At 73.2% G+C, this 21,413-nt stretch carries 22 protein-coding genes; 11 read left to right on the plus strand and 11 right to left on the minus strand.

Annotation, left to right across the window (positions count from 1 at the left end; translation table 11 throughout):
* Positions 1-4: 4 nt before the first annotated feature.
* From ACZYRU_RS16930 to ACZYRU_RS16940, 3 genes are all read left to right on the plus strand, one after another.
* Positions 5-1,102: a 3-isopropylmalate dehydrogenase gene (locus tag ACZYRU_RS16930; protein ID WP_488958267.1), complete on the plus strand. Its 1,098-nt coding sequence runs from the start codon at positions 5-7 to the stop codon at positions 1,100-1,102.
* A gap of 81 nt (positions 1,103-1,183) precedes the next feature.
* A complete protein-coding gene (locus ACZYRU_RS16935; RefSeq protein ID WP_488958655.1) occupies positions 1,184-2,263 on the plus strand; it encodes a branched-chain amino acid aminotransferase in 1,080 nt (359 codons plus the stop codon).
* Between the two features lie 84 nt (positions 2,264-2,347).
* The gene (locus tag ACZYRU_RS16940; protein ID WP_488958268.1) at positions 2,348-4,345 is read left to right on the plus strand and encodes a carboxypeptidase regulatory-like domain-containing protein; all 1,998 of its coding nucleotides are present in this window, start codon (positions 2,348-2,350) and stop codon (positions 4,343-4,345) included.
* On the opposite strand, the gene ACZYRU_RS16945 is transcribed toward ACZYRU_RS16940, so the two are convergent.
* Entirely contained in the window at positions 4,311-5,099 is a 789-nt protein-coding gene (locus tag ACZYRU_RS16945; RefSeq protein WP_488958269.1) for an alpha/beta fold hydrolase, read from the minus strand. The genes ACZYRU_RS16940 and ACZYRU_RS16945 overlap by 35 nt on opposite strands.
* 30 nt (positions 5,100-5,129) lie before the next feature.
* Between ACZYRU_RS16945 and ACZYRU_RS16950 the strand changes: the two genes are divergently transcribed.
* The 5 genes from ACZYRU_RS16950 (at position 5,130) to ACZYRU_RS16970 (ending at position 10,382) form a co-directional block, all read left to right on the plus strand.
* Positions 5,130-5,531 carry an MmcQ/YjbR family DNA-binding protein gene (locus tag ACZYRU_RS16950; RefSeq protein ID WP_488958270.1) on the plus strand — a complete coding sequence of 134 codons (402 nt, stop codon included), beginning with the start codon at positions 5,130-5,132 and terminating at the stop codon, positions 5,529-5,531.
* 9 nt (positions 5,532-5,540) lie between these two features.
* On the plus strand, positions 5,541-5,870 hold the full coding sequence (locus ACZYRU_RS16955) for a maleylpyruvate isomerase family mycothiol-dependent enzyme (protein ID WP_488958271.1): 330 nt from the start codon (positions 5,541-5,543) through the stop codon (positions 5,868-5,870).
* Between the two features lie 144 nt (positions 5,871-6,014).
* A complete protein-coding gene (locus tag ACZYRU_RS16960) occupies positions 6,015-7,709 on the plus strand; it encodes a serine/threonine-protein kinase (protein ID WP_488958272.1) in 1,695 nt (564 codons plus the stop codon).
* 194 nt (positions 7,710-7,903) lie between these two features.
* Positions 7,904-9,511 (plus strand): citramalate synthase, encoded by a 1,608-nt coding sequence (gene cimA / locus ACZYRU_RS16965; protein WP_488958273.1) that lies wholly within the window; start codon positions 7,904-7,906, stop codon positions 9,509-9,511.
* A 49-nt stretch (positions 9,512-9,560) separates the two neighbouring features.
* Entirely contained in the window at positions 9,561-10,382 is an 822-nt protein-coding gene (locus ACZYRU_RS16970; protein ID WP_488958274.1) for an SMP-30/gluconolactonase/LRE family protein, read from the plus strand.
* Here the strand turns inward: ACZYRU_RS16970 and ACZYRU_RS16975 are convergent.
* The gene (locus tag ACZYRU_RS16975) at positions 10,355-10,966 is read right to left on the minus strand and encodes a TetR/AcrR family transcriptional regulator (protein ID WP_488958275.1); all 612 of its coding nucleotides are present in this window, start codon (positions 10,964-10,966) and stop codon (positions 10,355-10,357) included. The genes ACZYRU_RS16970 and ACZYRU_RS16975 overlap by 28 nt on opposite strands.
* A gap of 95 nt (positions 10,967-11,061) precedes the next feature.
* Here ACZYRU_RS16975 and ACZYRU_RS16980 point away from each other — a divergent pair, with 95 nt between their 5' ends.
* Positions 11,062-11,619: an NAD(P)H-dependent oxidoreductase gene (locus tag ACZYRU_RS16980; protein ID WP_488958276.1), complete on the plus strand. Its 558-nt coding sequence runs from the start codon at positions 11,062-11,064 to the stop codon at positions 11,617-11,619.
* A 19-nt stretch (positions 11,620-11,638) separates the two neighbouring features.
* A complete protein-coding gene (locus ACZYRU_RS16985) occupies positions 11,639-13,063 on the plus strand; it encodes an amidase (protein ID WP_488958277.1) in 1,425 nt (474 codons plus the stop codon).
* 76 nt (positions 13,064-13,139) lie between these two features.
* Here the strand turns inward: ACZYRU_RS16985 and bioD are convergent, their stop codons facing one another.
* The 7 genes from bioD to ACZYRU_RS17020 all read right to left on the minus strand — a co-directional run bounded on the left by bioD (position 13,140) and on the right by ACZYRU_RS17020 (position 19,471).
* Positions 13,140-13,868, minus strand: coding sequence for a dethiobiotin synthase (bioD, locus tag ACZYRU_RS16990; protein WP_488958278.1), 729 nt, complete (start codon positions 13,866-13,868; stop codon positions 13,140-13,142).
* Entirely contained in the window at positions 13,865-14,992 is a 1,128-nt protein-coding gene (locus ACZYRU_RS16995) for an 8-amino-7-oxononanoate synthase (RefSeq protein WP_488958279.1), read from the minus strand. The genes bioD and ACZYRU_RS16995 overlap by 4 nt, the downstream gene beginning before the upstream one ends.
* On the minus strand, positions 14,989-16,284 hold the full coding sequence (locus tag ACZYRU_RS17000; RefSeq protein WP_488958280.1) for an adenosylmethionine--8-amino-7-oxononanoate transaminase: 1,296 nt from the start codon (positions 16,282-16,284) through the stop codon (positions 14,989-14,991). Before ACZYRU_RS17000 ends, ACZYRU_RS16995 begins: the two co-directional genes overlap by 4 nt.
* A gap of 9 nt (positions 16,285-16,293) precedes the next feature.
* The gene (gene bioB, locus ACZYRU_RS17005) at positions 16,294-17,490 is read right to left on the minus strand and encodes a biotin synthase BioB (protein WP_488958281.1); all 1,197 of its coding nucleotides are present in this window, start codon (positions 17,488-17,490) and stop codon (positions 16,294-16,296) included.
* An 84-nt stretch (positions 17,491-17,574) separates the two neighbouring features.
* A complete protein-coding gene (locus ACZYRU_RS17010) occupies positions 17,575-18,186 on the minus strand; it encodes an energy-coupling factor transporter transmembrane component T family protein (RefSeq protein WP_488958282.1) in 612 nt (203 codons plus the stop codon).
* Positions 18,183-18,884 carry an energy-coupling factor ABC transporter ATP-binding protein gene (locus ACZYRU_RS17015; protein ID WP_488958283.1) on the minus strand — a complete coding sequence of 234 codons (702 nt, stop codon included), beginning with the start codon at positions 18,882-18,884 and terminating at the stop codon, positions 18,183-18,185. The genes ACZYRU_RS17010 and ACZYRU_RS17015 overlap by 4 nt, the downstream gene beginning before the upstream one ends.
* On the minus strand, positions 18,881-19,471 hold the full coding sequence (locus ACZYRU_RS17020) for a biotin transporter BioY (RefSeq protein WP_488958284.1): 591 nt from the start codon (positions 19,469-19,471) through the stop codon (positions 18,881-18,883). Before ACZYRU_RS17020 ends, ACZYRU_RS17015 begins: the two co-directional genes overlap by 4 nt.
* Positions 19,472-19,588: 117 nt before the next feature.
* Here ACZYRU_RS17020 and ACZYRU_RS17025 point away from each other — a divergent pair, with 117 nt between their 5' ends.
* Complete coding sequence (locus ACZYRU_RS17025) at positions 19,589-20,080, plus strand: TetR family transcriptional regulator (RefSeq protein ID WP_488958285.1); 492 nt, start codon at positions 19,589-19,591, stop codon at positions 20,078-20,080.
* A 3-nt stretch (positions 20,081-20,083) separates the two neighbouring features.
* Here ACZYRU_RS17025 and ACZYRU_RS17030 read toward each other — a convergent pair whose 3' ends face one another.
* On the minus strand, positions 20,084-20,893 hold the full coding sequence (locus ACZYRU_RS17030; RefSeq protein ID WP_488958286.1) for a hypothetical protein: 810 nt from the start codon (positions 20,891-20,893) through the stop codon (positions 20,084-20,086).
* On the minus strand, positions 20,886-21,410 hold the full coding sequence (locus ACZYRU_RS17035) for an RNA polymerase sigma factor (protein ID WP_488958287.1): 525 nt from the start codon (positions 21,408-21,410) through the stop codon (positions 20,886-20,888). Before ACZYRU_RS17035 ends, ACZYRU_RS17030 begins: the two co-directional genes overlap by 8 nt.
* Positions 21,411-21,413: the final 3 nt, after the last annotated feature.

A 21,413-nucleotide genomic window follows, 5' to 3' on the forward strand; every position in this document is an offset into this window, starting at 1 on the left:
TCCCATGACCGACTCCTCTGCTGCAGCCCCCGTCGCCACCGGCCAGGTCGCGCTCGGCGTCATCCCCGGCGACGGGATCGGCCCCGAGGTGACCGCCGAGGCACTCAAGGTCCTCGAGGTCGCGGCGCCGGCCGACCTGAAGTTCGCGCAGACCCAGTACGACCTCGGTGCCGAGCGCTACCTGCGCACCGGCGAGGTGCTGCCCGGCAGTGTGCTCGAGGAGATCCGCAACCAGGACGCCCTGCTGCTCGGCGCGGTCGGCGGCAAGCCCAACGACCCGAACCTGCCCCCGGGCATCCTCGAGCGCGGCCTGCTGCTCAAGCTGCGCTTCGAGCTCGACCACTACGTCAACCTGCGCCCCTCGCGCATCTACCCGGGCTCGGTCTCGCCGCTGTCCGACGAGGTGCTGAGCAAGGGTGAGGTCGACTTCGTCGTCGTCCGCGAGGGCACCGAGGGCCCCTACACCGGCAACGGCGGCGCCCTGCGCGTCGGTACGCCGGCCGAGGTCGCCACCGAGGTGTCGGTCAACACGGCGTACGGCGTCGAGCGGGTCATCCGCGACGCGTTCGAGCGCGCCCGCAAGCGCCCCCGCAAGAAGCTCACCCTCGTCCACAAGACGAACGTGCTCGTCCACGCCGGCCAGGTCTGGTGGCGGCTGTTCCAGCAGGTCGGCCAGGAGTACCCGGACGTCGCATGCGACTACAGCCACATCGACGCGGTGATGATCTACCTGACCACCGACCCGCAGCGCTTCGACGTCATCGTCACCGACAACCTGTTCGGCGACATCGTGACCGACCTCGCCGCCGCAATCAGCGGTGGCATCGGCCTGGCCGCGTCCGGCAACGTGAACCCGGACCGCACCGCGCCGTCCATGTTCGAGCCCGTGCACGGCTCGGCGCCCGACATCGCGGGTCAGCTCATCGCCGACCCGACCGCCGCGATCCTCTCCGGCGCGCTCCTGCTCGACCACCTCGGCCACCCCGAGGCGGCGGCCCGCATCGAGTCGGCGGTGCTCGCCGACCTCGAGGCGCGCGAGCCGGGCCAGCAGCGTCGTACCCCCGAGGTGGGCGACGCGATCGCTGCGCGAGTAGCCGGCTGAGTCCGCGCCGGGGCAGATCGCCCCGGACGCGGGCAGACGGCCCACTCCCGACCCGCGTTAACGAGGACTAACCTGATGACCATGCAGATCACCACCACGCTCTCTGCGACCCCGACCGACGACGCCCGCCTGGCGGAGATCCTGGCCAATCCGGGCTTCGGGGTGCACTTCTCCGACCACATGTTCACCGCCGAGTGGACGCCGGAGCAGGGCTGGTACGACGCCCGCATCACGCCGTACGGCCCGATCACGCTCGACCCGGCGGCCGCCGTCCTGCACTACGCGCAGGAGACGTTCGAGGGCATGAAGGCCTACCGCCACGACGACGACTCGCTGTGGCTGTTCCGGCCCGAGGCCAACGCGGAGCGGATGAAGCGCTCCAGCCACCGCCTCGCGCTGCCGGTGCTCGAGGTGCCCGACTTCCTCCAGGCCGTGGAGGAGCTGGTGAAGGTCGACGCCCGCTGGGTGCCCGGCAACCCGGACGGTGGCGAGAAGAGCCTCTACCTGCGGCCGTTCATGTTCGCCTCGGAGAAGTTCCTCGGCGTCCGCCCGGCCCAGCACGTCACCTTCATGGTGATCGCGAGCCCGGCCGGCGCCTACTTCAAGGGCGGCATCAAGCCGGTCACCCTGTGGCTGACCGAGGACTACACCCGCGCCGGGCGCGGCGGCATGGGTGCGGCCAAGACGGGCGGCAACTACGCCTCGTCGCTGGTCGCGCAGCAGGAGGCCTACGCCCAGGGGTGCGACCAGGTGGTCTTCCTCGACGCCCAGGAGGGCACGTACGTCGAGGAGCTCGGCGGGATGAACATGTACTTCGTCTTCGACGACGGCTCGATCGTCACCCCCGAGACCGGCACCATCCTCGAGGGCATCACCCGCTCGTCGATCATCGAGCTCGCCGGCAAGATGGGCCACCAGGTCACCGAGCGGAAGTTCGGCATCGACGAGTGGCGCGACGGCGTCGCCAGCGGCCGGATCACCGAGATCTTCGCCTGCGGCACCGCCGCCGTGGTCACCCCGGTCGGCTCGCTGAAGTACGCCGGCGGCGAGACCCCGGCGCCCGCCAGCCAGGACCTCACCATGCGGATCCGCGACGCGCTCGTCGGGGTCCAGCTGGGCCGTGCCGAGGACACCTTCGGCTGGATGCGCCGCATCGACTGACAGCTCCGCAACAGCGACACGGACACCCGGGACCAAGGTCCCGGGTGTTTCCGTTCGAGGTCCCTGCCGGGGCAGGATGAGCGCATGTCTTGGTGGAGGGTCTCGGGAACCGCCGTCGTCGCGTCGCTGCTGCTGCTCGGAGGGGGAGTGGTCACGCCCGCCACGGCGATGACCGACACCTGGGCGGCCTGGACCGCGCCGACCGGCACGTCCAACGCCTACACCGCGACGATGCGCCAGCAGGCCGCCGGCTTCCCGGTGGCGACGATGGTCAGCGACTCGCGCGCCAACGTGCAGCTGCCGACCGGCGCCTCGACCTTCCTCGGCGCGAGCACCCCGCCGGGCGCGAAGTACGGCTCGAGCAAGGACCGGCCCTACGTCGTGCTGCGCCCGAAGGCCGACACGGCGACGACGCCCTCCACGACGACGTACACCTTCGCGCACCCGACGCCGGAGACGGGCTGGGCGTTCGTCCTCGGCGACATCGACGCCGACGCCGTCCGGGTGAGTGCGACCGACGCCAACGGCGACACCGTCCCGGCCGCGCGCGTGGATTCCTGGTTCCGCGGCACGTTCAACCACGCCGGCGGCGCCGACCTCCCGACCTGGAACGGCGGCACCAGCACGCTCACCGGCAACGCCGGCGCGATCGACACCGACGGCGCCTCGGGCTGGTTCGAGCCGAACGAGCCGATCACCAGCCTGACCTTCACGTTCACCCGGCGCGCGGGCTTCCCCGTCTACCAGACCTGGTTCGTCAGCCGGGCCCGGCCGATCGGCGGCACCGTCGACGATGTGTCGGTGGTCGGCACCTGCGCGGTCGAGAACAGCACGGTGACCCTGCTGTCGCCGTACGGCGAGGAGCTCGCCACCACCCAGCCGGCACCGGACGGCAGCTACTCCTTCGGCGAGTACGCCACCCAGGCCGGCTACACGGTCCGTCTGGACGCACCGGCCGACTGCGCGACGGTCGGGCCGGTCGAGCAGACGGTCTCCAATGCCGGCAACGACAACGACCCGGCCTCGCGGGCCGACTTCGACGTCCGCGCGATCATCCCGCACCCGATCAGCGGCACGGTCCGCGACGACGACGGCAACCCGGTCGCGGGCGTCGAGGTCACGCTGACCCGGCCCGGCGGCGGCACGGTCACCACCACGACCGGGGAGGACGGCGGCTACCTCTTCGACGACAACCTCGCCGCCACCGGCTACGCCATCGCGATCGGCGTCCCCGACGGGTACGCGGCCGGCCCGGCCGGCACGACCATCACCGGGGTCGACGTGGTCGCCGCGCCGGTCACCGGCCAGGACTTCGTCGTCGTCGGCCTGCCGTCGGTCGCCGGCACCGTGACCGGTGGTGGCCACCCGCTCGGCGGCGTGCAGGTCACGATCACCCCGGCCGGTGGAGGTACGCCGGTCACCACGGTCACCGACGGCGACGGCCACTACCTCGTCCCCGGCCTGCCCGCGGGCGACTACACGATCGTGATCGACGCCCCCGCCGGCTATACCGGTACGACGACGCGCCCGGTCACCGTCGCGGCCGCGGACGTCACCGGCCAGGACTTCGCCCTCGGCCGGCCCGGCGCCCTCGGCGGCACGGTCGCCCAGGACGGGACCGGTGTCCCGCGTCCGGGCGTCACGGTCACGGTCGACGGCCCCGGCGGCACGCGGACGCTGACCACCGACGCCGACGGCGGGTACTTCGTCGACGGTCTGGCGCCGGGCAGCTACACCGTCCGGGTGACCGCGCCCGACGGCAGCGACGTGGTCGGATCCGCCGAGCGCACGGTGACGATCACGGCCGCAGGGGAGATCCGCGGCGGGCAGGACTTCGTGCTCGGCGCGGAGCCGGTCACCCCGACCCCGACACCGACGCCCACGCCGACGCCGACGCCGGCACCCGGGGGTCACGGTGGATCGGGTGGCGCCAGCGGTGCCGGCGCGGGGACCGGCGGCAACGGGACCGCGCTGCCCGACACCGGGGGCCCGGACCGCGGCTGGCTGGCCGTCGGCGGGGCCGTGCTGCTGGTCGGCATCGGCCTGGTCAGGTGGTCGCGACGCTGTCCAGGAACCGCCTGATCCCGGCTGCGGCCGCGGCGGCGTGGGTGACCGCGAAGCCGTGATCGGCGCCGGGGACCACCACGTCACCGGCACCGGGGAACCACGCCAGCACCTGCCGTCGTACGGCGGCCCACCACGGCCCGCTGGCGTCGCCGCCGACGTACAGCACCGGGCAGGCGACCCGGGCCGCGGCCTCGTCGCTGAACGACCAGGCCAGCAGGGCGGGCAGGTCCGCGTCGAAGAAGGTCGCCGCCTCGCGCCCCGCCTGCGCGCGGGCGCCCGGGACGACCCGCTCCAGCACCGCCCACCAGGCGGGCGGCGCCAGCATCGCGAGGGCGGCGTCGAGTGCGGCGTCGAGACCCTGGTGGCGACGCAGGTCCAGCAGGTCCGTCACGACCGCCAGGAACTCGGCGCGGTGCTCCGCCACGCTCGGAGGTGGCTCGAGGAGGAGCAGGCTCGCCGCCCGCTCCGGGTGGGTCACGGCCAGGTCGAGGGCGACGGCGGCGGAGTAGGAGTAGCCCAGCACGTGGGCCCGGTCGAGGCCGAGGTCGTCGAGCAGGCCCACGCAGTCGCGGGTCTCCGCCGCGATCGAGGGCGGGTCGTGTGCCGGCCCGCTGCCGCCGTACCCGCGCCGGTGCAGGACGAGGCGGCGCCAGCCCGCGAGGTCGGGCTGCAGCGCGAGGGGGAGCAGCTCGTCGGCGGTCAGCCCGGTCTGGATCATCAGCACCGGGGCGCCGTCGCCGAGGTCGTGGACCTCCAGCGTGGGAGCCATGACCCATGGTGGCACGTGATACTGGCGGGCATGGCCCACCCGATCATGTTCAGCGACGACGACCCCGGGCTCGCCGCGCTGCGGGCGATCTGCCTGGCGCTGCCGGGCGCCGAGGAGCGGGTCAGCCACGGCCGGCCGACCTTCCGCGCGGGCAAGATCTTCGGTGCCTTCGGAGGCAGCGAGAAGCTGAGGCCGGGGGAGCACCGAATGGTCCCGAGCGCCTTCATCTTCACCCCCGACGCCGTCGACCTGCCGGCGATCGACGAGGATCCGCGCTTCTTCGTGCCGGCCTACTACGGCCCGTACGGCGGCCGGGCGATCGACCTCGCCGGCCCCGACGTCGACTGGGCAGAGATCGCCGAGCTGGCCGACGCGTCGTACCGTCGCGTCGCGCCGAAGCGACTGGTCGCCGAGCTGGACGCGCGGTCCTAGGATCGCGCCATGAACGATCTCTGGGGGACGATCGCGCAGGAGCGGGGCGCCCTCGCGGCCGACCTCGCCGACCTCGCCGGCCTCGGCGAAGCACGGTGGAGCACGCCGTCGCTGTGCGACGGCTGGTCGGAGCGCGACGTGCTGGCGCACATGACCAACACCGCGCACACCAGCCCGATGGGCTTCCTCGGCGGCATGGCGAAGGCCGGCTTCAACTTCGACAAGTTCGCGAACGCCGGCATCGCCCGCCAGGTCGGCACCTCGCCGGCCGACACGCTCGCGCGCTTCACGGCGATCCAGGACTCGACCACCTCGCCGCCCGGACCGCGGACGACCTAGCTGGGCGAGGCCATCGTCCACGCCGAGGCCATCCAAGCGCCGCATCGACGGGCTCACCCTGCGCGCCACCGAGACATTGCGCACCCGGTGAGCCCATCGGTGTGCCCGGGCCTGATCCGGTGCCCGGCTGGGTAGCCTCGGGACGTGACCCTCCAGCCGGACAGCAGCGCACCCACGTACGTGGGCCGCTACGCGCTGCTCACCAAGCTGGGCGAAGGTGGCATGGGCATCGTCCACCTCGCCCAGGGCCCCGACGGGCAGCGCGTCGCGCTCAAGGTGCTGCGCCCCCAGATCGTGGGCGACCAGGAGGCCCGCAACCGGCTGGCGCGCGAGGTCGGCTCGCTGACCCGGGTGCGCAGCCCGTGGGTCGCGGAGATGCTCGATGCCGACCCGTGGGCCGAGGTGCCGTACGTCGTCACCCGCTACGTCCCCGGTTTCTCGCTGCACGAGCACGTCGCCACCGAGGGCCCGGTCACCGGCCGCGATCTGCTCTGGCTCGCCGGCTGCCTCGCCGAGGGCATCGCCGCGGTGCACGCAGCCGCGGTCCTGCACCGCGACGTCAAGCCGGGCAACGTGCTGATGGAGGGCCGCACCCCGATCCTCATCGACTTCGGTCTCGCGCGCGTCGCCGACGACGTCCGGCTCACCCAGACCGGCTGGCTGCTCGGCACGCCCGGCTACCTCGCTCCCGAGATCCTGTACGGCGACGAGGCGACCCCCGCCGCCGACGTGCACGCGTGGGCCGCGACGGTCGCGTACGCCGCGAGCGGGCGGGCGCCGTACGGACGTGGTCCGTCGATGGCCGTCATGGACCGCACCCGCCGTGGTCAGCACGACCTCGCCGGCATCGAGAGCCCGCTGGCCGAGGTGCTCGCCGCCGCGCTCGACCCCGAGCCGCTCGAGCGGCCGCTGCTCGAGGAGCTGCTCGCGTGGCTGCGTCCCCTCAGCACCCGTCCCGAGATGCCGCCCGCACCGCCGCCCGGCGCGCTGTTCACCCCGTCGGGGCCCGTGGCCGACGACTTCACGCTCCCGCTGGCCCTCGCCGCGCAGGGCGGTGCGCCGGTGCCGCCCGGTCCGGTCACGCCGCCGACGGTGCCCGAGCCGGCCGCCCCCGGCACCCAGGTGCTGCCGACCGCGGTCGAGCCGACCACGGCCGGTCCCACCGCTCCCGCGTTGCCGCCGCCGCCGCCCGTGCCGCCGGGCGCGGCGATGGTGCGGATGGAGGAGCAGTTCGACCAGGCGTGGGACCTCGAGCAGGCGTTCGTCGCGCAACCGAAGCCGCCGCTGGCCGAGCGGCTGCGTCGCTGGACGGCCGTCGGCCTCGGCGCGGTCGCGCTCGGTGCCGGCTTCGCCGCCGCACCGTGGGTCGCCACCGCCGTGGTCGTCGTGACGGTGTGGCTGCTGCGCGCCGGATCGCTCGCCGCGTCGGCGGTCGCCAGCCGTCGTACCGTCCGCGGCGTCAAGTGGTACGACGGCCTGCGCTGGGTCACGACGAGTCCGTGGCACCTCGTGCGGGCCGTGACCGGCACCGTCGTGCTCGTGGCCTGGAGCGCCGGCCTCGGGGGCGCGGCGGGGCTGCTGGGCTACGCGCTCGCGCTCGACGTACCGAGCACCCTGCTGGCCGGCGGGGCCACCCTCGGCGTCGCGCTGTGGTCCGGGCCGGGCAGCAGCCGGTTCCGCTCGCCGGTCTCGCGGGTGCTCGACCCGCTCGCGCGCCGGCCGGTGCCGTGGCTGCTGACCTGCGCGCTGCTGCTCGCGGTCGCCGCCGGACTCGGTGTGCTCGTCGTCGGCAACGGCGTCGCGTGGTTCCCGTGGGCCACGGGACCGTTTGGACTCTGAGCCGGGGGACCGGGCATCCGTGGCACACTGACCTCGTGAGCACCATCACCGTCATGATCCTTGGATCGAGGAGGTCGCGCAGCGACCGTCTCGAGATCATTAGTTAGCGCGTCCGACGCCCCGTCGGACGCGCCAGCCTCTCGTTCTCGGGAGGCTTTTGTTTTGCCCAGGTGACACCCAGCGAGAGATCCACGATGAACCAGCAGCTCGACCTCCACGGCGCGTTCCACGTCTACGACACCACCCTGCGCGACGGCATGCAGCAGGAGGGGCTCAACCCCACGGTGGCCGACAAGCTCGCCATCGCGCGGCACCTGGACGGGCTCGGCGTCGGGTACATCGAGGGCGGCTGGCCGGGGGCGAACCCCAAGGACACCGAGTTCTTCCGCCGCGCGGCGCTCGAGCTGGACCTCAAGCACGCGCGGCTCGCGGCCTTCGGCTCGACCCGACGTGCCGGCCTGCTCGCCGCCGACGACCCGCAGGTCGCGGCGCTGCGTGACAGTGGTGCAGGCGTTGTCACGCTGGTCGCGAAGTCGCACGTGGGCCACGTCGAGAAGGCGCTGCGGACCACGCTCGAGGAGAACCTCGCGATGATCCGCGACACCGTCAGCCACCTGCGGGCCGAGGGCCAGCAGGTGTTTCTCGACGCCGAGCACTTCTTCGACGGCTACCGGCTCGACCGGTCCTACGCGCTCGAGGTGCTGCGGACGGCGTACGACGCCGGCGCCGAGGTCATCGCGCTGTGCGACACCAACGGCGGCATGCTGCCGGGCTGGGTCTCCGACGTCGTGAACGACGTCCTCGAGACCACCCAGGTACGGGTCGGCATCCACTGCCACAACGACACCGGCCTCGCTGTCGCCAACACGCTCGCCGCCGTCGAGGCGGGCGCGACCCACGTCCAGGGCTGCATCAACGGCTACGGCGAGCGCACCGGCAACGCCGACCTCGTCAACGTCGTCGCCAACCTCGAGCTCAAGCTCGACAGGCAGGTGCTGCCGCCGGGCCTGCTCACCGAGGCCACCCGGATCGCGCACGCCGTCGCCGAGGTGACCAACGTGCCGCCCGCCGCGCGCCAGCCGTACGTCGGCGCCTCGGCCTTCGCGCACAAGGCCGGCCTGCACGCCAGCGCGATCAAGATCGACCCCGACCTCTACCAGCACATGGACCCGGCCGGCGTCGGCAACGACATGCGCCTGCTCGTCTCCGACATGGCCGGCCGCGCGACCATCGAACTCAAGGGCAAGGAGCTCGGCTTCGACCTCTCCGACAACCCCGAGCTGGTCACCCGGGTGACCAACCGGGTCAAGGAGCTCGAGCTGAGCGGCTACACCTTCGAGGCCGCGGACGCGTCCTTCGAGCTGCTGCTCGCCGAGGAGGTGGACGGCCAGCGGCCGTCGTACTTCGACGTCGAGAGCTGGCGCGTGATCACCGAGACCCTCACCCACGCCGCGCCGGGCGAGGAGGCGGTCTCCGAGGCGACCGTGAAGCTCACGGCCGCCGGCGTGCGCTACGTCGTGACGGGGGAGGGCAACGGCCCGGTCAACGCGCTCGACCAGGCGCTGCGCTCGGCGATCGAGCAGGCGTACCCGGAGATCGCGAAGTTCGAGCTGATCGACTTCAAGGTCCGCATCCTCGACCAGGGCCACGGCACCGACGCCATCACGCGGGTGCTGATCGAGACCACCGACGGGGTGTCCTCGTGGGTGACCGTCGGTGTCGGCGCGAACGTCATCGAGGCGTCCTGGGAGGCGCTCGTGGACAGCCTCACCTTCGGGCTGCTGCGGCACCACCGGGACTGAGCTCTCCCGGCAGCCGATGACTCCTGCCCGCCTCGCCGGTCCATCCTGCATGGACATCCTCGTGAGCGGGCTGGGCCTGGTGGAGTCGCCGCGGTGGCACGACGGCCGGATCTGGTTCAGCGACTGGACCCACGGCCGGATCATCGTGGTCGACGAGCACGACTGCGTCGAGGTGGTCGTCGAGCACACGTCGCTGCCGCTGTGCTTCGACTTCCTGCCCGACGGGCGGCTGGTCCTGGTGTCCAACCAGGAGAACGCGCTGCTCGTGCGGGAGCCCGACGGCACGCTGGCGCCGTACGCCGACCTGGCCGGGCTGTCGTCGTACGGCCACAACGACATCGTCGTCGACCGCCTCGGCCGGGCGTACGTCAACAGCTGCGACTTCGACTTCGCGGTCGGCCCGCCGGACGCTGATCGGGCGCCGGGCTTCGTGGCGCTCGTGCTGCCCGACGGCACCGCCCGTGTGGTGGCCGACGACCTCGCCTTCCCCAACGGGATGGCCGTCACCGCCGACGGCAGCACGCTCGTCGTCGCGGACTCCTACCGCTCGCAGCTGGTGGCCTTCGACATCGCCGACGACGGATCGCTGTCGGGACGGCGGGTCTGGGCCGACCTCGGCACCGACAACCCCGATGGCATCTGCCTCGATGCCGAGGGAGCCGCCTGGTACGCCGACGTCCCGCACCAGCACTGCGTCCGGGTCGCCGAGGGTGGGCAGGTGCTGCGCACCGTCGAGCTGGACCGCGGCGGCTTCGCCTGCGCGATCGACGGCGACCGGCTCTACGTCGTCGCCGCGCACTGGCCCGGACCGGCGGAGCTCCCCACCTTCCAGGACTGGGACGGTCAGCTGCTGCGGGTGTCGCTGGGCTGAGCGACGACCCGGGCGACCAGGTCGTTCCAGCCGGCGACGACCTGCGCCTCGCTCATCCCGCCGGCGTCGATCTGCTGGCGCAGCACCGGGACGGCCAGCGGCGCGACGAGCGCCGTGGACAGGTAGCCCAGGTCGCCCTGCACCCCGAGCTGGGAGAGCAGCATCCGCACGTGCAGCGACACGAAGCCGAGCACGGCGTAGTTCTCGCCCCACGTGCTCCCCGCTGCCTCGATCAGCGCGGCCTGCTCACGGTGGTGGCGCAGCCGGGACGCCCCGAACGCCAGCAGCCGGTCCATCGGCGGCGCCCCCGGGCCCAGCGGCGGGGGACCGCTGATCACGCTGGCCTGCCACTCCTCCTCGCGGTGGTTGAGCAGCGAGGCCATCAGCCCCTCACGGCTCCCGAACCGCCGGAACACCGTGCCCTTGCCCACGCCCGCCCGAGCGGCGACTGCCTCGGTGGTGAGGTCGTCGACCCCACAGCTCTCGATCAGCTCGGCCGCCGCCTGCAGGAGCGCCTCCCGGTTGCGGGCGGCGTCGCGTCGTACGACGGGCGCGCTGGTGAGCAGGGGGAGGTCCTTGGACATGGTGAGGCCACCCTAGGCGGCGGCGTCGACAGCCGTTCGGGAAGAACTTCTCCCACCCCGGGAATGAAAGCGGACCACGGTCCGTTTCGACCTTCATGACTGACACCCAGAGCACCCGCGTCGCCGTTCTCGTCGGATCCCTCCGGGCCGACTCCCTCAACCGCAAGCTCGCCGAGATCCTGCGCGACGAGGCGCCGGCCGGCGTCACGCTGGACATCGTCGAGGGTCTCGACCAGGTCCCGTTCTACAACGAGGACATCGACGGCGAGTCCGCCCCGGCCGCCGCCGTCGCCCTGCGCGACCGCGTCGCCGCCGCCGACCGCGTCCTCGCGGTCACTCCCGAGTACAACGGCACCATGCCCGCCGTCCTCAACAACGCCATCGACTGGATCTCGCGCCCGTACGGCGCCGGCGCCGTGGTCGGCAAGCCGTTCGGCGTCATCGGTGCCACCCCGACGCCGTACGGCGGCAAGTGGGCCCACGGCGACACCGTCCGCTCCGCGGGCATCGCCGGTGCGATCGTGGTCGAGGACGTCACCGTCTCCCAGCCGGCCGTCGACGTCGACCCGACCACCGACCCCGAGGTCCGTGCCAAGCTGCTCGCCGCGCTCGGCACCCTGGTCGAGTTCGCCCCCGAGGTGACCGCGGCCTGACCTGGCCTAGGGTCGGGTCGTGGCCGAACTCCACGACCTGACCGCCCTCGAGCAGGGGGCGCTGATCCGCAGCGGCGAGATCAGCCCCGTCGAGCTCACCGAGCACTACCTCGAACGCGCCGCGCGTCTCCCGCAGGAGTACGTCGACGGCGCGTTCGTGTTCCGTGACCCGGATGCCGCGCGGCGCCGCGCGCGGGAGGTCGCCGCGGTCGGACCGGTGGGGGACGGCGCATCCCCGCTGGCCGGCGTACCGACGGCGATCAAGGACCTCAACCTCACCCGCGGCATCCCGACCGCCTTCGGGTCCCCGGCGTTCGCGGGCTACGTGCCCGACGTGTCCGACAGCGTCGCGCTGGCGATCGAGGACGCCGGGATGGTCAGCCTGGGGAAGACGAGCACGCCCGAGTTCGGCTCGCCCTGCTACACCGAGCCGGAAGGCCGCCCGCCCGCCGTCACGCCGTGGGACACCACGCGGATGGCAGGCGGCTCGTCGGGCGGCGCCGCCTCCGCCGTCGCGGCCGGGCTGGTGCCGGTCGCGCAGGGCTCCGACGGCGGCGGCTCGATCCGGATCCCGGCGTCCTGCTGCGGCCTGGTCGGGCTCAAGCCGACCCGGGGCCGGATCAGCGGCTTCCCGATGTACGGTGACCCGGTCGGCCTCGCCGTCTCCGGCCCGATCGCCCGGACCGTCGCCGACGCCGCCGCGCTGCTCGACGTGCTCGCCGGCCGCCGTGCCGGCGACCCCACCTGGGCGCCCGACCCGACCGGGACCTTCCTCGCCGCCGCCGGCCGCGAGCCCGGTCGGCTGCGGGTCGCCCGCTTCGACCGGCCGGTCATCGCGGACGTCGAGGTGCACCCCGAGGTCCAGCGGGCCTACGACGACGCGTCCCGCCTGCTCGCCTCGCTCGGTCACGTGATCGAGGACGTGCAGGTGCCGCTGCCGCCCGAGGCAGTTGCCGTCTTCGAGACCTGCTGGGCGGTGCTCACCGCGCTCTCGACCGTCCCGCTCGACCCGGCCCAGCGCCAGCAGGTCCGGCCGCTGACCCGCTGGCTCGGCGAGCGCGGCGAGGCGGTGACCGGGCCGGAGTTCGGGCTGGCGATCGGGGCGATGCGCCGCTACGCCGCTGACGCGCTGGTCGCGCTGGCGCCGTACGACATCGTGCTCACGCCGACCCTCGCCACCCCGCCGTTGCCCGTCGGTGCGATCCGCGACGACGCCGACCCGGCGGCCGACTTCGAGGCGCAGAAGCGCTTCACGCCGTGGACCTCCGCGTGGAACGTCACCGGCATGCCGGCCATCTCGCTGCCGCTCCACCAGACCCCCGAAGGGCTCCCGGTCGGGGTCATGCTGGCCGCCCGCCCCGCCGAGGAGGAGCTGCTCATCTCGCTGGCCGCGCAGGTCGAGGCCGCGGCCCCGTGGAAGGACCGCCACCCGCCGCTGTGGTGACCTGCAGGAATCCCCGCTTCAGCGGGTATCCCTGCGCTTCCTGACGGTTGCAACGGGCAGGAAGCGCCAGTTTCCGTCAGGAAGTGGGGGCGAACCAGTCGGGCGCGGCCTCCGCGAACGCATCGGGATGCAAGGCCCCGGCCCCCGCCGGTAGGACCGCCAGCACCGGGACGCCGGTGAGCCGGGTGAGGTCGGTGCGGTTGCAGGTCTCGGCGACGCCGGGCTCGGCCGGCCAGGCGCCGATGATCAGTCCGGCGGGCTCGACCTGGACCGCCCGCAGAGCGGTGGTGGTCAGCTCGGTGTGGTTGAGGGTGCCGAGGCCGGCGCGGCACACGACGACGACCTCGACGGGGGAGGAGACGACGTTGCCCGTGCGCCGCCGCAGGGCGAAGGTCAGGTCGCGGGCGAGGTCGAGCAGCGTGCCGCCCTCGGTGTCGAGACGGACGAGCAGGCCGCCGGCCCCCTCCACCACCACGAGGTCGTACGCCGGTTCGGTGGTCAGCAGCTCCCGGATCCGCGCGACGTGCTCCCGCACGGTCGGGATGGCCACGCCCTGCCGCCGCGCGGCGGTGTCGGGAGCGAGCGGCTCGTCGAGCGCGACGAATTGCACGGTGTCGGCTCCGGTGAGGTCCCGGACGGTGTCGACGTCGGGCACGTCCGGCTCGGCCCCGCCGATGCCGGTCTGCACCGGCTTCACGACGAGCACCCGGTCACCCTCGGCAAAGGCGCGCGCGGTGATCGCCGCGGTGGCGACGGTCTTGCCGACCCCGGTGTCGGTGCCGGTCACCACGACCACTCGGGTCACTGGTGCTCCTTCACGAGGTCCACGAGCACCGCGACCGCACGCGCCCAATCGTCCTCGGAAACCCCCGCGGTGACGGTGATCCGCAGCCGCGAGATGCCGTCGGGCACCGACGGCGGGCGGAAGCAGCCGACCCGCAACCCGGCCTCCAGCGCGGCGGCCTGCGCGGCGACGGCGGCCTGCGGCGAGGACATCGGCACCGAGAGCACGGCGCCGGCGGGTGCCACGACGCCGAGGGTGTCGGCGAGCGCGGCGACCCGGGTGCGTACGGTCGCGCCCAGCTCGGGCCGCTCGCGGATCGCCCGCAGTGCGGCCAGTGCGCCGGCGGTGGGGGCCGGCGCGAGGCCGGTGTCGAAGATGAAGGGACGGGCCCGGTTGACGAGGTGCTCGCGCAGCGCGGGCGAGCCGAGCACGGCGCCGCCCTGGGCGCCGAGCGACTTCGAGAGGGTCGCGGTCACGACCACGTGGGGGAGCCCGGCGACCCCCAGCGTGGTGACGAGCCCGGGACCGTGCACGCCGACACCGTGCGCCTCGTCGACGACCAAGAGGGCGTCGTACTCCTCGCACAGGGCGGCCAGCTCGACCAGCGGCGCGGCGTCGCCGAGGACGGAGTAGACCGACTCGACGAGCACCATCGCCCGCTCGCCGGCTTCCGCGGCGGCGGCCAGGCCGGTGTGGACGGCGTCGACGTCGCTGTGCGGTACGACGCTCAGCTGGGCCCGCGACAGCCGGACCGCGTCGACCAGCGACGCGTGGATGTGGGCGTCCGAGAGGACCCGGGTGGTGCGGTCCGCGAGTGCGGTCACGATCGCCAGGTTGGCGTGGTAGCCGGTCGAGAAGACCAGCGCGGCCGGCTGCTCGAGGTAGACGGCGAGCTCGCGCTCGAGCTCCTCGTGCAGCGCGAAGGTACCGGTGACCAGGCGCGAGGCGCTGGCGCTGGATCCCCACTCCAGCGCGGCATCCGCGGCCGCTTGCCGGACGCCGGGGTCGCGCGCGAGGCCGAGGTAGTCGTTGCCGGCGAGGTCGATCGTCGCGTCGTCGGCCGCTCGTGCGCGCAGCCGGCGGGTGAGTCCCGCGGCCTCCCGCTTCTCGGCCTCGGCCTCGAGCCAGTTCTCCCAGGTGGTCATCCTGCCTTCACCGCCTCCGTGATGCCGCCGATGAGCTGGTCGATCGCGTCCGGCCCGGCGACGTACGGCGGCATCGCGTACACCAGGTCGCGGAAGGGCCGCAGCCACACGCCCGCGGCGAGCGCGGCGTCGGTCGCGGCGACGACGTCGACGGCGTGGTCGAGCTGCACGATGCCGACCGCGCCGATGGTGCGGACGTCCGCGACGCCGGGCAGGTCGCGCAGGGGAGTGAGGCCGGAGGCGAGCCGGTCGCCGATCGCGGCGACCGTCGCCTTCCAGTCGGACGCGAGCAGGACGTCGATCGACGCGCTCGCGACCGCGCAGGCCAGCGGGTTGCCCATGAACGTCGGGCCGTGCATGACGACGCCCGCCTCGCTGCCGGAGATCCCGCGCGCGACGGGGTCGGTCGTGAGCACGGCCGCGAGGGTGAGGTAGCCGCCGGTCAGCGCCTTGCCCAGGCACAGGACGTCGGGCGTGACGAGCTCGCTGACGAACAGGTGGCCGGTGCGGCCGAAGCCGGTCGCGATCTCGTCGAACACCAGCAGCAGGCCGTGCTCGTCGGCGACCTCCCGCAGCACCTCGAGGCACGCGACGGGGTAGGGCCACATGCCGCCGGCACCCTGCAGCAGCGGCTCGACGATGATGCCGGCGAGCTCGTGGGCGTGGCGCTCTGCGAGGGTGCGCACGGCGTCGGCCCACTCGGCGACGGTGGCCGCGTCGGCGTCGTACGACGGCGGCTGGGGCGCGAACACCTGCTCGGGCAGGAGCCCTGCCCACAACGAGTGCATCCCGCCGACCGGGTCGGTGACGCTCATGCAGTCGAAGGTGTCGCCGTGGTAGCCGCCGAGGACGGTGAGCATGCGGGTGCGCTCGGGCCGGCCGACGCCGCGCTGGTACTGCAGCACCATCTTCATCGCGACCTCGACGCTCACCGAGCCCGAGTCGGCGAGGAAGACCCGCTCCAGCGGCTCCGGGGTGATCTCGACGAGGCGTCGGCCGAGCGCCACTGCGGGCTCGTGGGTGAGGCCGCCGAACATGACGTGGCTGAACCGGCCGGCCTGCTCGGCGACCGCGGCGTCCAGCGCCGGGTGCCGGTAGCCGTGGATCGCCGACCACCACGACGACATCCCGTCGACGACCCACCGGCCGTCGACCTCCAGCTCACAGCCGCGGGCGGCGGTGACCAGCCGGACCGGGGTCGGCTCGGTCATCGACGTGTACGGGTGCCAGAGGTGCTCGCGGTCGAACGCGAGGGTTTCGACAGGCTCAACCAACGGGGGGACCTCAGCCATCAGGGAACCTCAGGCGTTGGCGGCGACTTCGGTCCCCGCGCCCCGCGCGCGGATGACGGGCTTGGCGTCGGCCTTGTCGGTGGCGACCGAGCAGCCGCCGCAGCCGTCGCCGCAGCCGGTGCCGGCCGAGGAACCGCACGGGGTGGTCGCGTGGGCGCGGTGGGTCACCCCGGCCTCGTGCGAGGCGATCAGCTCGTCGAACGCGCCCTGGTCCATGCCGAGGATCGAGAAGCCGTTGTCGCGCAGCATGTGCAGGTCGGTCAGCGCGTCCTGACCCTCGGAGGTGAGGTAGTCGCCGAGGAAGATCGAGTTCGCGACCTGCAGGGCGGTGGCCTGCAGCGTGCGCAGGTGCATCTCGCGGCCGCCGGCGATCCGGATCTCCTTGTCGGGGCACACGAAGCGCGCCATGGTCAGGATCTTCACGCAGCGGATGGGGGAGAGCTCCCAGGTGTTCTGGTACGGCGTCCCGTCGAACGGCATCAGGAAGTTGACCGGGATCGAGTCGGTGTCCAGCGCCTTGAGCGCGAACAGTGCCTCGACCAGCTGCTCGTCGGTCTCGCCGAGACCCGCGATCAGGCCGGAGCACGGCGACAGACCGGCGTCCTTGGCCTTGCCGATCGTGTCCACGCGGTCGTCGTACGTGTGGGTCTGGACGATGTTGTCGTGGTGCGACTCGGCGGTGTTGATGTTGTGGTTGTAGGCGTCGACGCCGGCCGCCTTGAGCCGCGCGGCCTGCCCGTCCTTGAGGAGGCCGAGACAGGCACAGACCTCGACGCCGTCGTACTCGTCCTTGAGGGCCTCGGTCATCTCGACGACCTTGTCGATGTCGCGCTCCGAGGGACCGCGGCCCGAGGACACCATGCAGACGCGGGTCGCGCCGCCGCGGAGGCCGGCGCCGGCCTGCTTGAGGGTCTCCTCCTTGGAGAGCCAGGAGTACTTGAGGATCGGCGCCTCCGAGCCCATCGCCTGTGAGCAGTAGTTGCAGTTCTCGGGGCACAGGCCGGACTTGAGGTTGACCAGGTAGTTGACCTTCACCGTGTTGCCGAAGTGCTCGCGCCGCAGCCGGCCGCCGGCGGCGACGATCGACATCAGGTCGCCGTCAGGCGCCTGGAGCACGGCGAGCGCGTCCGCCTCGGTGGCCGCGCCTCCGCCGAGGATGCGGGTGGCCAGCTCGTCGAAGTTCGGGGCGGTCTTCGTGGTGGTCATGGTGCTCCTCGTGCGGGTCCTGGATCCGAACTGAACAGTGTTCAGGTCGCTCAGGATAGCCGGGATCCGTACGGACGTCGAGGTTCAGTCGTCGCCGAGGCCGCGCGCGTGCAGCGCGTCCCCGGTGGCCCGGGCGTGCGCGACGACCCGGATGACGAGCGGCGTGAGGTAGGCCCGCGGGTTGCGCTCGAGCCCCCGCGCCCGCGCGGCGTCGCGGGTCTCGCCGGCGATGGCGAGCGTGAGCGGGATGCCGCGGATCATCAGCGAGAAGGCGAGGGCGACCAGCTCCGGGTTGACGCCGAAGCGGCGGAACGGCCCGAGCCAGCGGGTGATCGCGTCGACCATCCGCTCGACGGAGGTGGTCGTGGTGAAGACGGTGGCGAGCAGCAGGAGCGCGATGAGGGCACCGACGACGACGAAGGCGTGCTCGGCGCCCCGCTGCCAGGTCTGGTACGCCGCCAGCAGGGTCATCGCGACCACGACCCCGCGCAGAGCGCGGACCGCCCGGCCCAGGCGGACCCCGGCGACCACGCAGCACAGGGCGGCGAGCGCCAGGAGCCCGCCGGTCGTCCAGGCGCCCCGGAAGGTCACCGCGACGATGCTGAGCACCAGTAGGCCGAGCAGCTTCGCGCCGACCGGCAGCCGGTGGAAGACGGAGGTGCCCGGCTGGTAGTCGCCGAGCGGGCTGGCGCTCAACCCGCGCTCGCGCGGTAGTGGTCGACCACCTCGCCGGGTGCTCCGTCCGCGACGACGGCCCCGTCCTCGACGAGCAACACCCGGTCGCAACGCAGCGCCAGGTCGAGGTCGTGGGTGGCGAGCACCAGCTGCTGGGGGAGGCCGAGCAGCAGGTCGCCGATCATCCGGGCGTTGCGGAGGTCGAGCAGGGTGGTCGGCTCGTCGGCGACCAGGATCGCCGGGTCGGTGGCGAGCACTCCGGCCAGGGCGAGCAGCTGGCGCTGGCCGCCGGAGAGGGTGTGCACGCTGCGATCGGCCAGCTCGTCGAGTCCGTACGACGCCAGCACCTCGCGTGCGGCGGTTGCCCGCTCCTCGCGCCTGCGCACCTGGTGGCGCAGCGACAGTGCGACGTCCTCGACGACGGTCGGCATGACCAGCTGGGCGCTCGGGTCGGTGAAGACGAAGCCGACGCGGCGTCGTACCTCCCGGCCCTTCTTCGCCACGTCCAGCCCGTCGACGCCGACCCGGCCGGACGTCGGCTCGACGAGTCCGTTGACCAGGCGGGCGAGGGTCGACTTGCCCGAGCCGTTGGGGCCGATCAGCGCGATCCGCTGCTCGGTGAGGTCGAGCGTGGTCTCCCGCAGGACGGTGACCTCGGGGACCGGGCCGCCGGGCGTCGCGGCCCGGACGACGACCCGGTCGAGCTCGATCCGGCTCACGCCGCGGAGGTCTCCACGACCTCGGCAGGGCGCTTGCGGGCGGCGAGGTCGGGGAACGCGCGGTGCACGGCGGTCGCGACGAGCGCCATCACGACGTTCTTGGCGATGTCGCCGGGGAAGTAGGCGGCGTCGAAGCTGAACGCCTCCTTGAGGCTCAGGTCCGCGCGCCAGGCGAGGTTGAGCGGCCCGAGGGTGTGCACGACGAGGAAGCTGCTGAGCAGGCCGCAGGTGAAGACGAACGCGAACTGCGTGGCGTTCCGCCGGTTGCGGTAGACGAGGAAGCCGCACAGTGCGGCCGCGATCGGGAACGCGACGAGGTAGCCGGCGGTGACGCCGCTGTAGTGCGAGATGCCGGACGCGCCGCCGGAGTAGATCGGCAGCACCAGGCCGGCGACCAGGTAGAGCACCACGCACAGGAACCCGCGCACCGGGCCGAGCACGGCGCCCGCGAGCAGAACGCCGAAGGTCTGCAGCGAGTACGGGACGCCGATGCCGGTCTTGATGTCCGGCAGGATGGCGCACACCGCGATGAGCGCGGCGAAGCCAGCGATCAGGGCGACGTCGGTGGTGGGGGTACGGCGGGTCATCGGGGGTCACTCTCGGTTCCGGGGGAGCGCGGTGGCGCGCAGTTGAACGGTGTTCAGGTTAGGCTGGGCGTCGCACCGGGGTCAACGCGGCCCCGGGCTGGGACGAGGAGCAGCAGGGTGCGGTACCGGAGGGACGACGTGGTCGCGCGGGCGATCGAGGTGCTCGACGCGCACGGTCTCGACGCGCTGTCCATGCGTCGCCTGGCCGGCGACCTCGGCGTCCAGCCCGGCGCGCTCTACCACCACTTCACCAACAAGGACGCGCTGCTCGCGGCGATCGCCGACGAGATCCTGCGCCGCGGCCGGCGCCCCGCCGAGATCATGGCCTGGGACGCCGAGGTGCAGCTGCTCTGCCTCGGACTGCGCGACGCGATGCGCCGCCACCGCGACGGCGCCGTCCTCATCGCCCAGGTCAACCGCGCCGACGCCGAGGCCCTCGAGCGCCCGTTGCGTGAGGCCCTGGGGCGCGCCGGCGCCGAGGCCGACCTCGCCGGGGTGGGTGCCCGCACGCTGCTGCGTTACGTGCTCTCCCACGAGGACGCCGACGACGCCGACTTCGCCCTAGGCCTCGGCCTGCTGCTCGACGGGCTGCGGGTACGGGTCGGTTGAGCGCTACTCGCCTTCGCTGAAGGTGATGCTGTCGGCGATCCAGGCGACGGCGTCCACCTCGGCGGCCGTGCACTCCCAGCAGGCCTGCTGGATCACGACGCGCTGCCCGTCGACGTCCAGGACCCACCAGTGGCCGACGTACGGCGCCGGGCTGTCGACGGCGCTCGTCGCCGTGCCGGGCAGTCGCACCTTCCCCTCCATGCACCGGCTCACGTCGTACGACGCGGGCAGGGTGGCCTCGAGGTAGGTGCCCCGGGCGCCGCCGAGGGTGACGGGACGCGGCTCGCTGACCTCGTAGGGGGCGAGGTTCCGGAGCGCCTGGACGAGGTCGTCGACGCTCGGGCCGACGGGGACGATGCGGTGGTGGGTGCAGGCATCGGCCGGCACGCCGTAGTCGGCACCGGCGAGCTCGGTCTTGAGGACGACCGGCCCGCTGGCCACGAACACGCCACGGTCGTGGGCGTAGGTGTCCTCGGGGACGGTCACGTCGAAGGCCAACGTGGCGCCGAGCGGGATCCGGTAGCGCGCGGCCGCGAGGGTCGCGAACTGTTCCCCGGCATCGTTGCGGGGGAGCTCGCGGGCGGCATCCGGCAGGTCGGTGACGTGCTGGGTCGGATCCTTGGCGGGCAGGCCGGCGTCGTCGCGGCCACGGTCCAGCGCGGCCACGCCACCGCCGGCCAGCACGATCCCGGTCAGCACCCCGACAGCGGCACGAGCCCGCCGCGCCCGGCGCCGGGCCGTGCGCGTCAGCGTCCCGAAGTCCGGCGGCACGATGTCGTGGCCCATCTCCTGCAGCCTGTCCCAGTCAGCCATGGCTCGGCTCCTCCCTCTCGGCCAGCAGCTCCCCAAGCCGCTGCCGTCCTCTGCCCAGTCGTGACTTCACGGTTCCGACCGGGATCTCCAGCTGCTCGGCGATCTCGGCCACCGACAGGTCGGCCAGGTGGTGCAGCACCACCACCTCACGCTGCCCGCGGTCGAGCAGGGCCAGTGCGGCGACCAGGGCGACGTGGTCCGGACCGACCTCGCCCGAGCCGGTACCGGTGTCGGGGGAGATCGCTGCCTGGTGGCGGCGTACGACCGCACGGTGCCGCCAGCCGCGGTGCAGCCGGTGCAGGGCGACCGTGCGGATCCACGCCTCCGGGTTCTGCACCGACCGGAGGGTCCGGCGCTTGCGCAACGCCGTGATGAAGGCCTCCTGGACCGCGTCCTCGGCATCGGCGCGGTCCCCGCAGATCGCGTACATCTGAACGACGAGCCGACGGTACGACGCGGCGTAGAGGGCGTCGAGGTCGTGGACCTCGCCCGTGTCGGCCATGAGTACCCCCGTCATCCT

This window comes from Nocardioides sp. F233 (assembly GCF_057813895.1).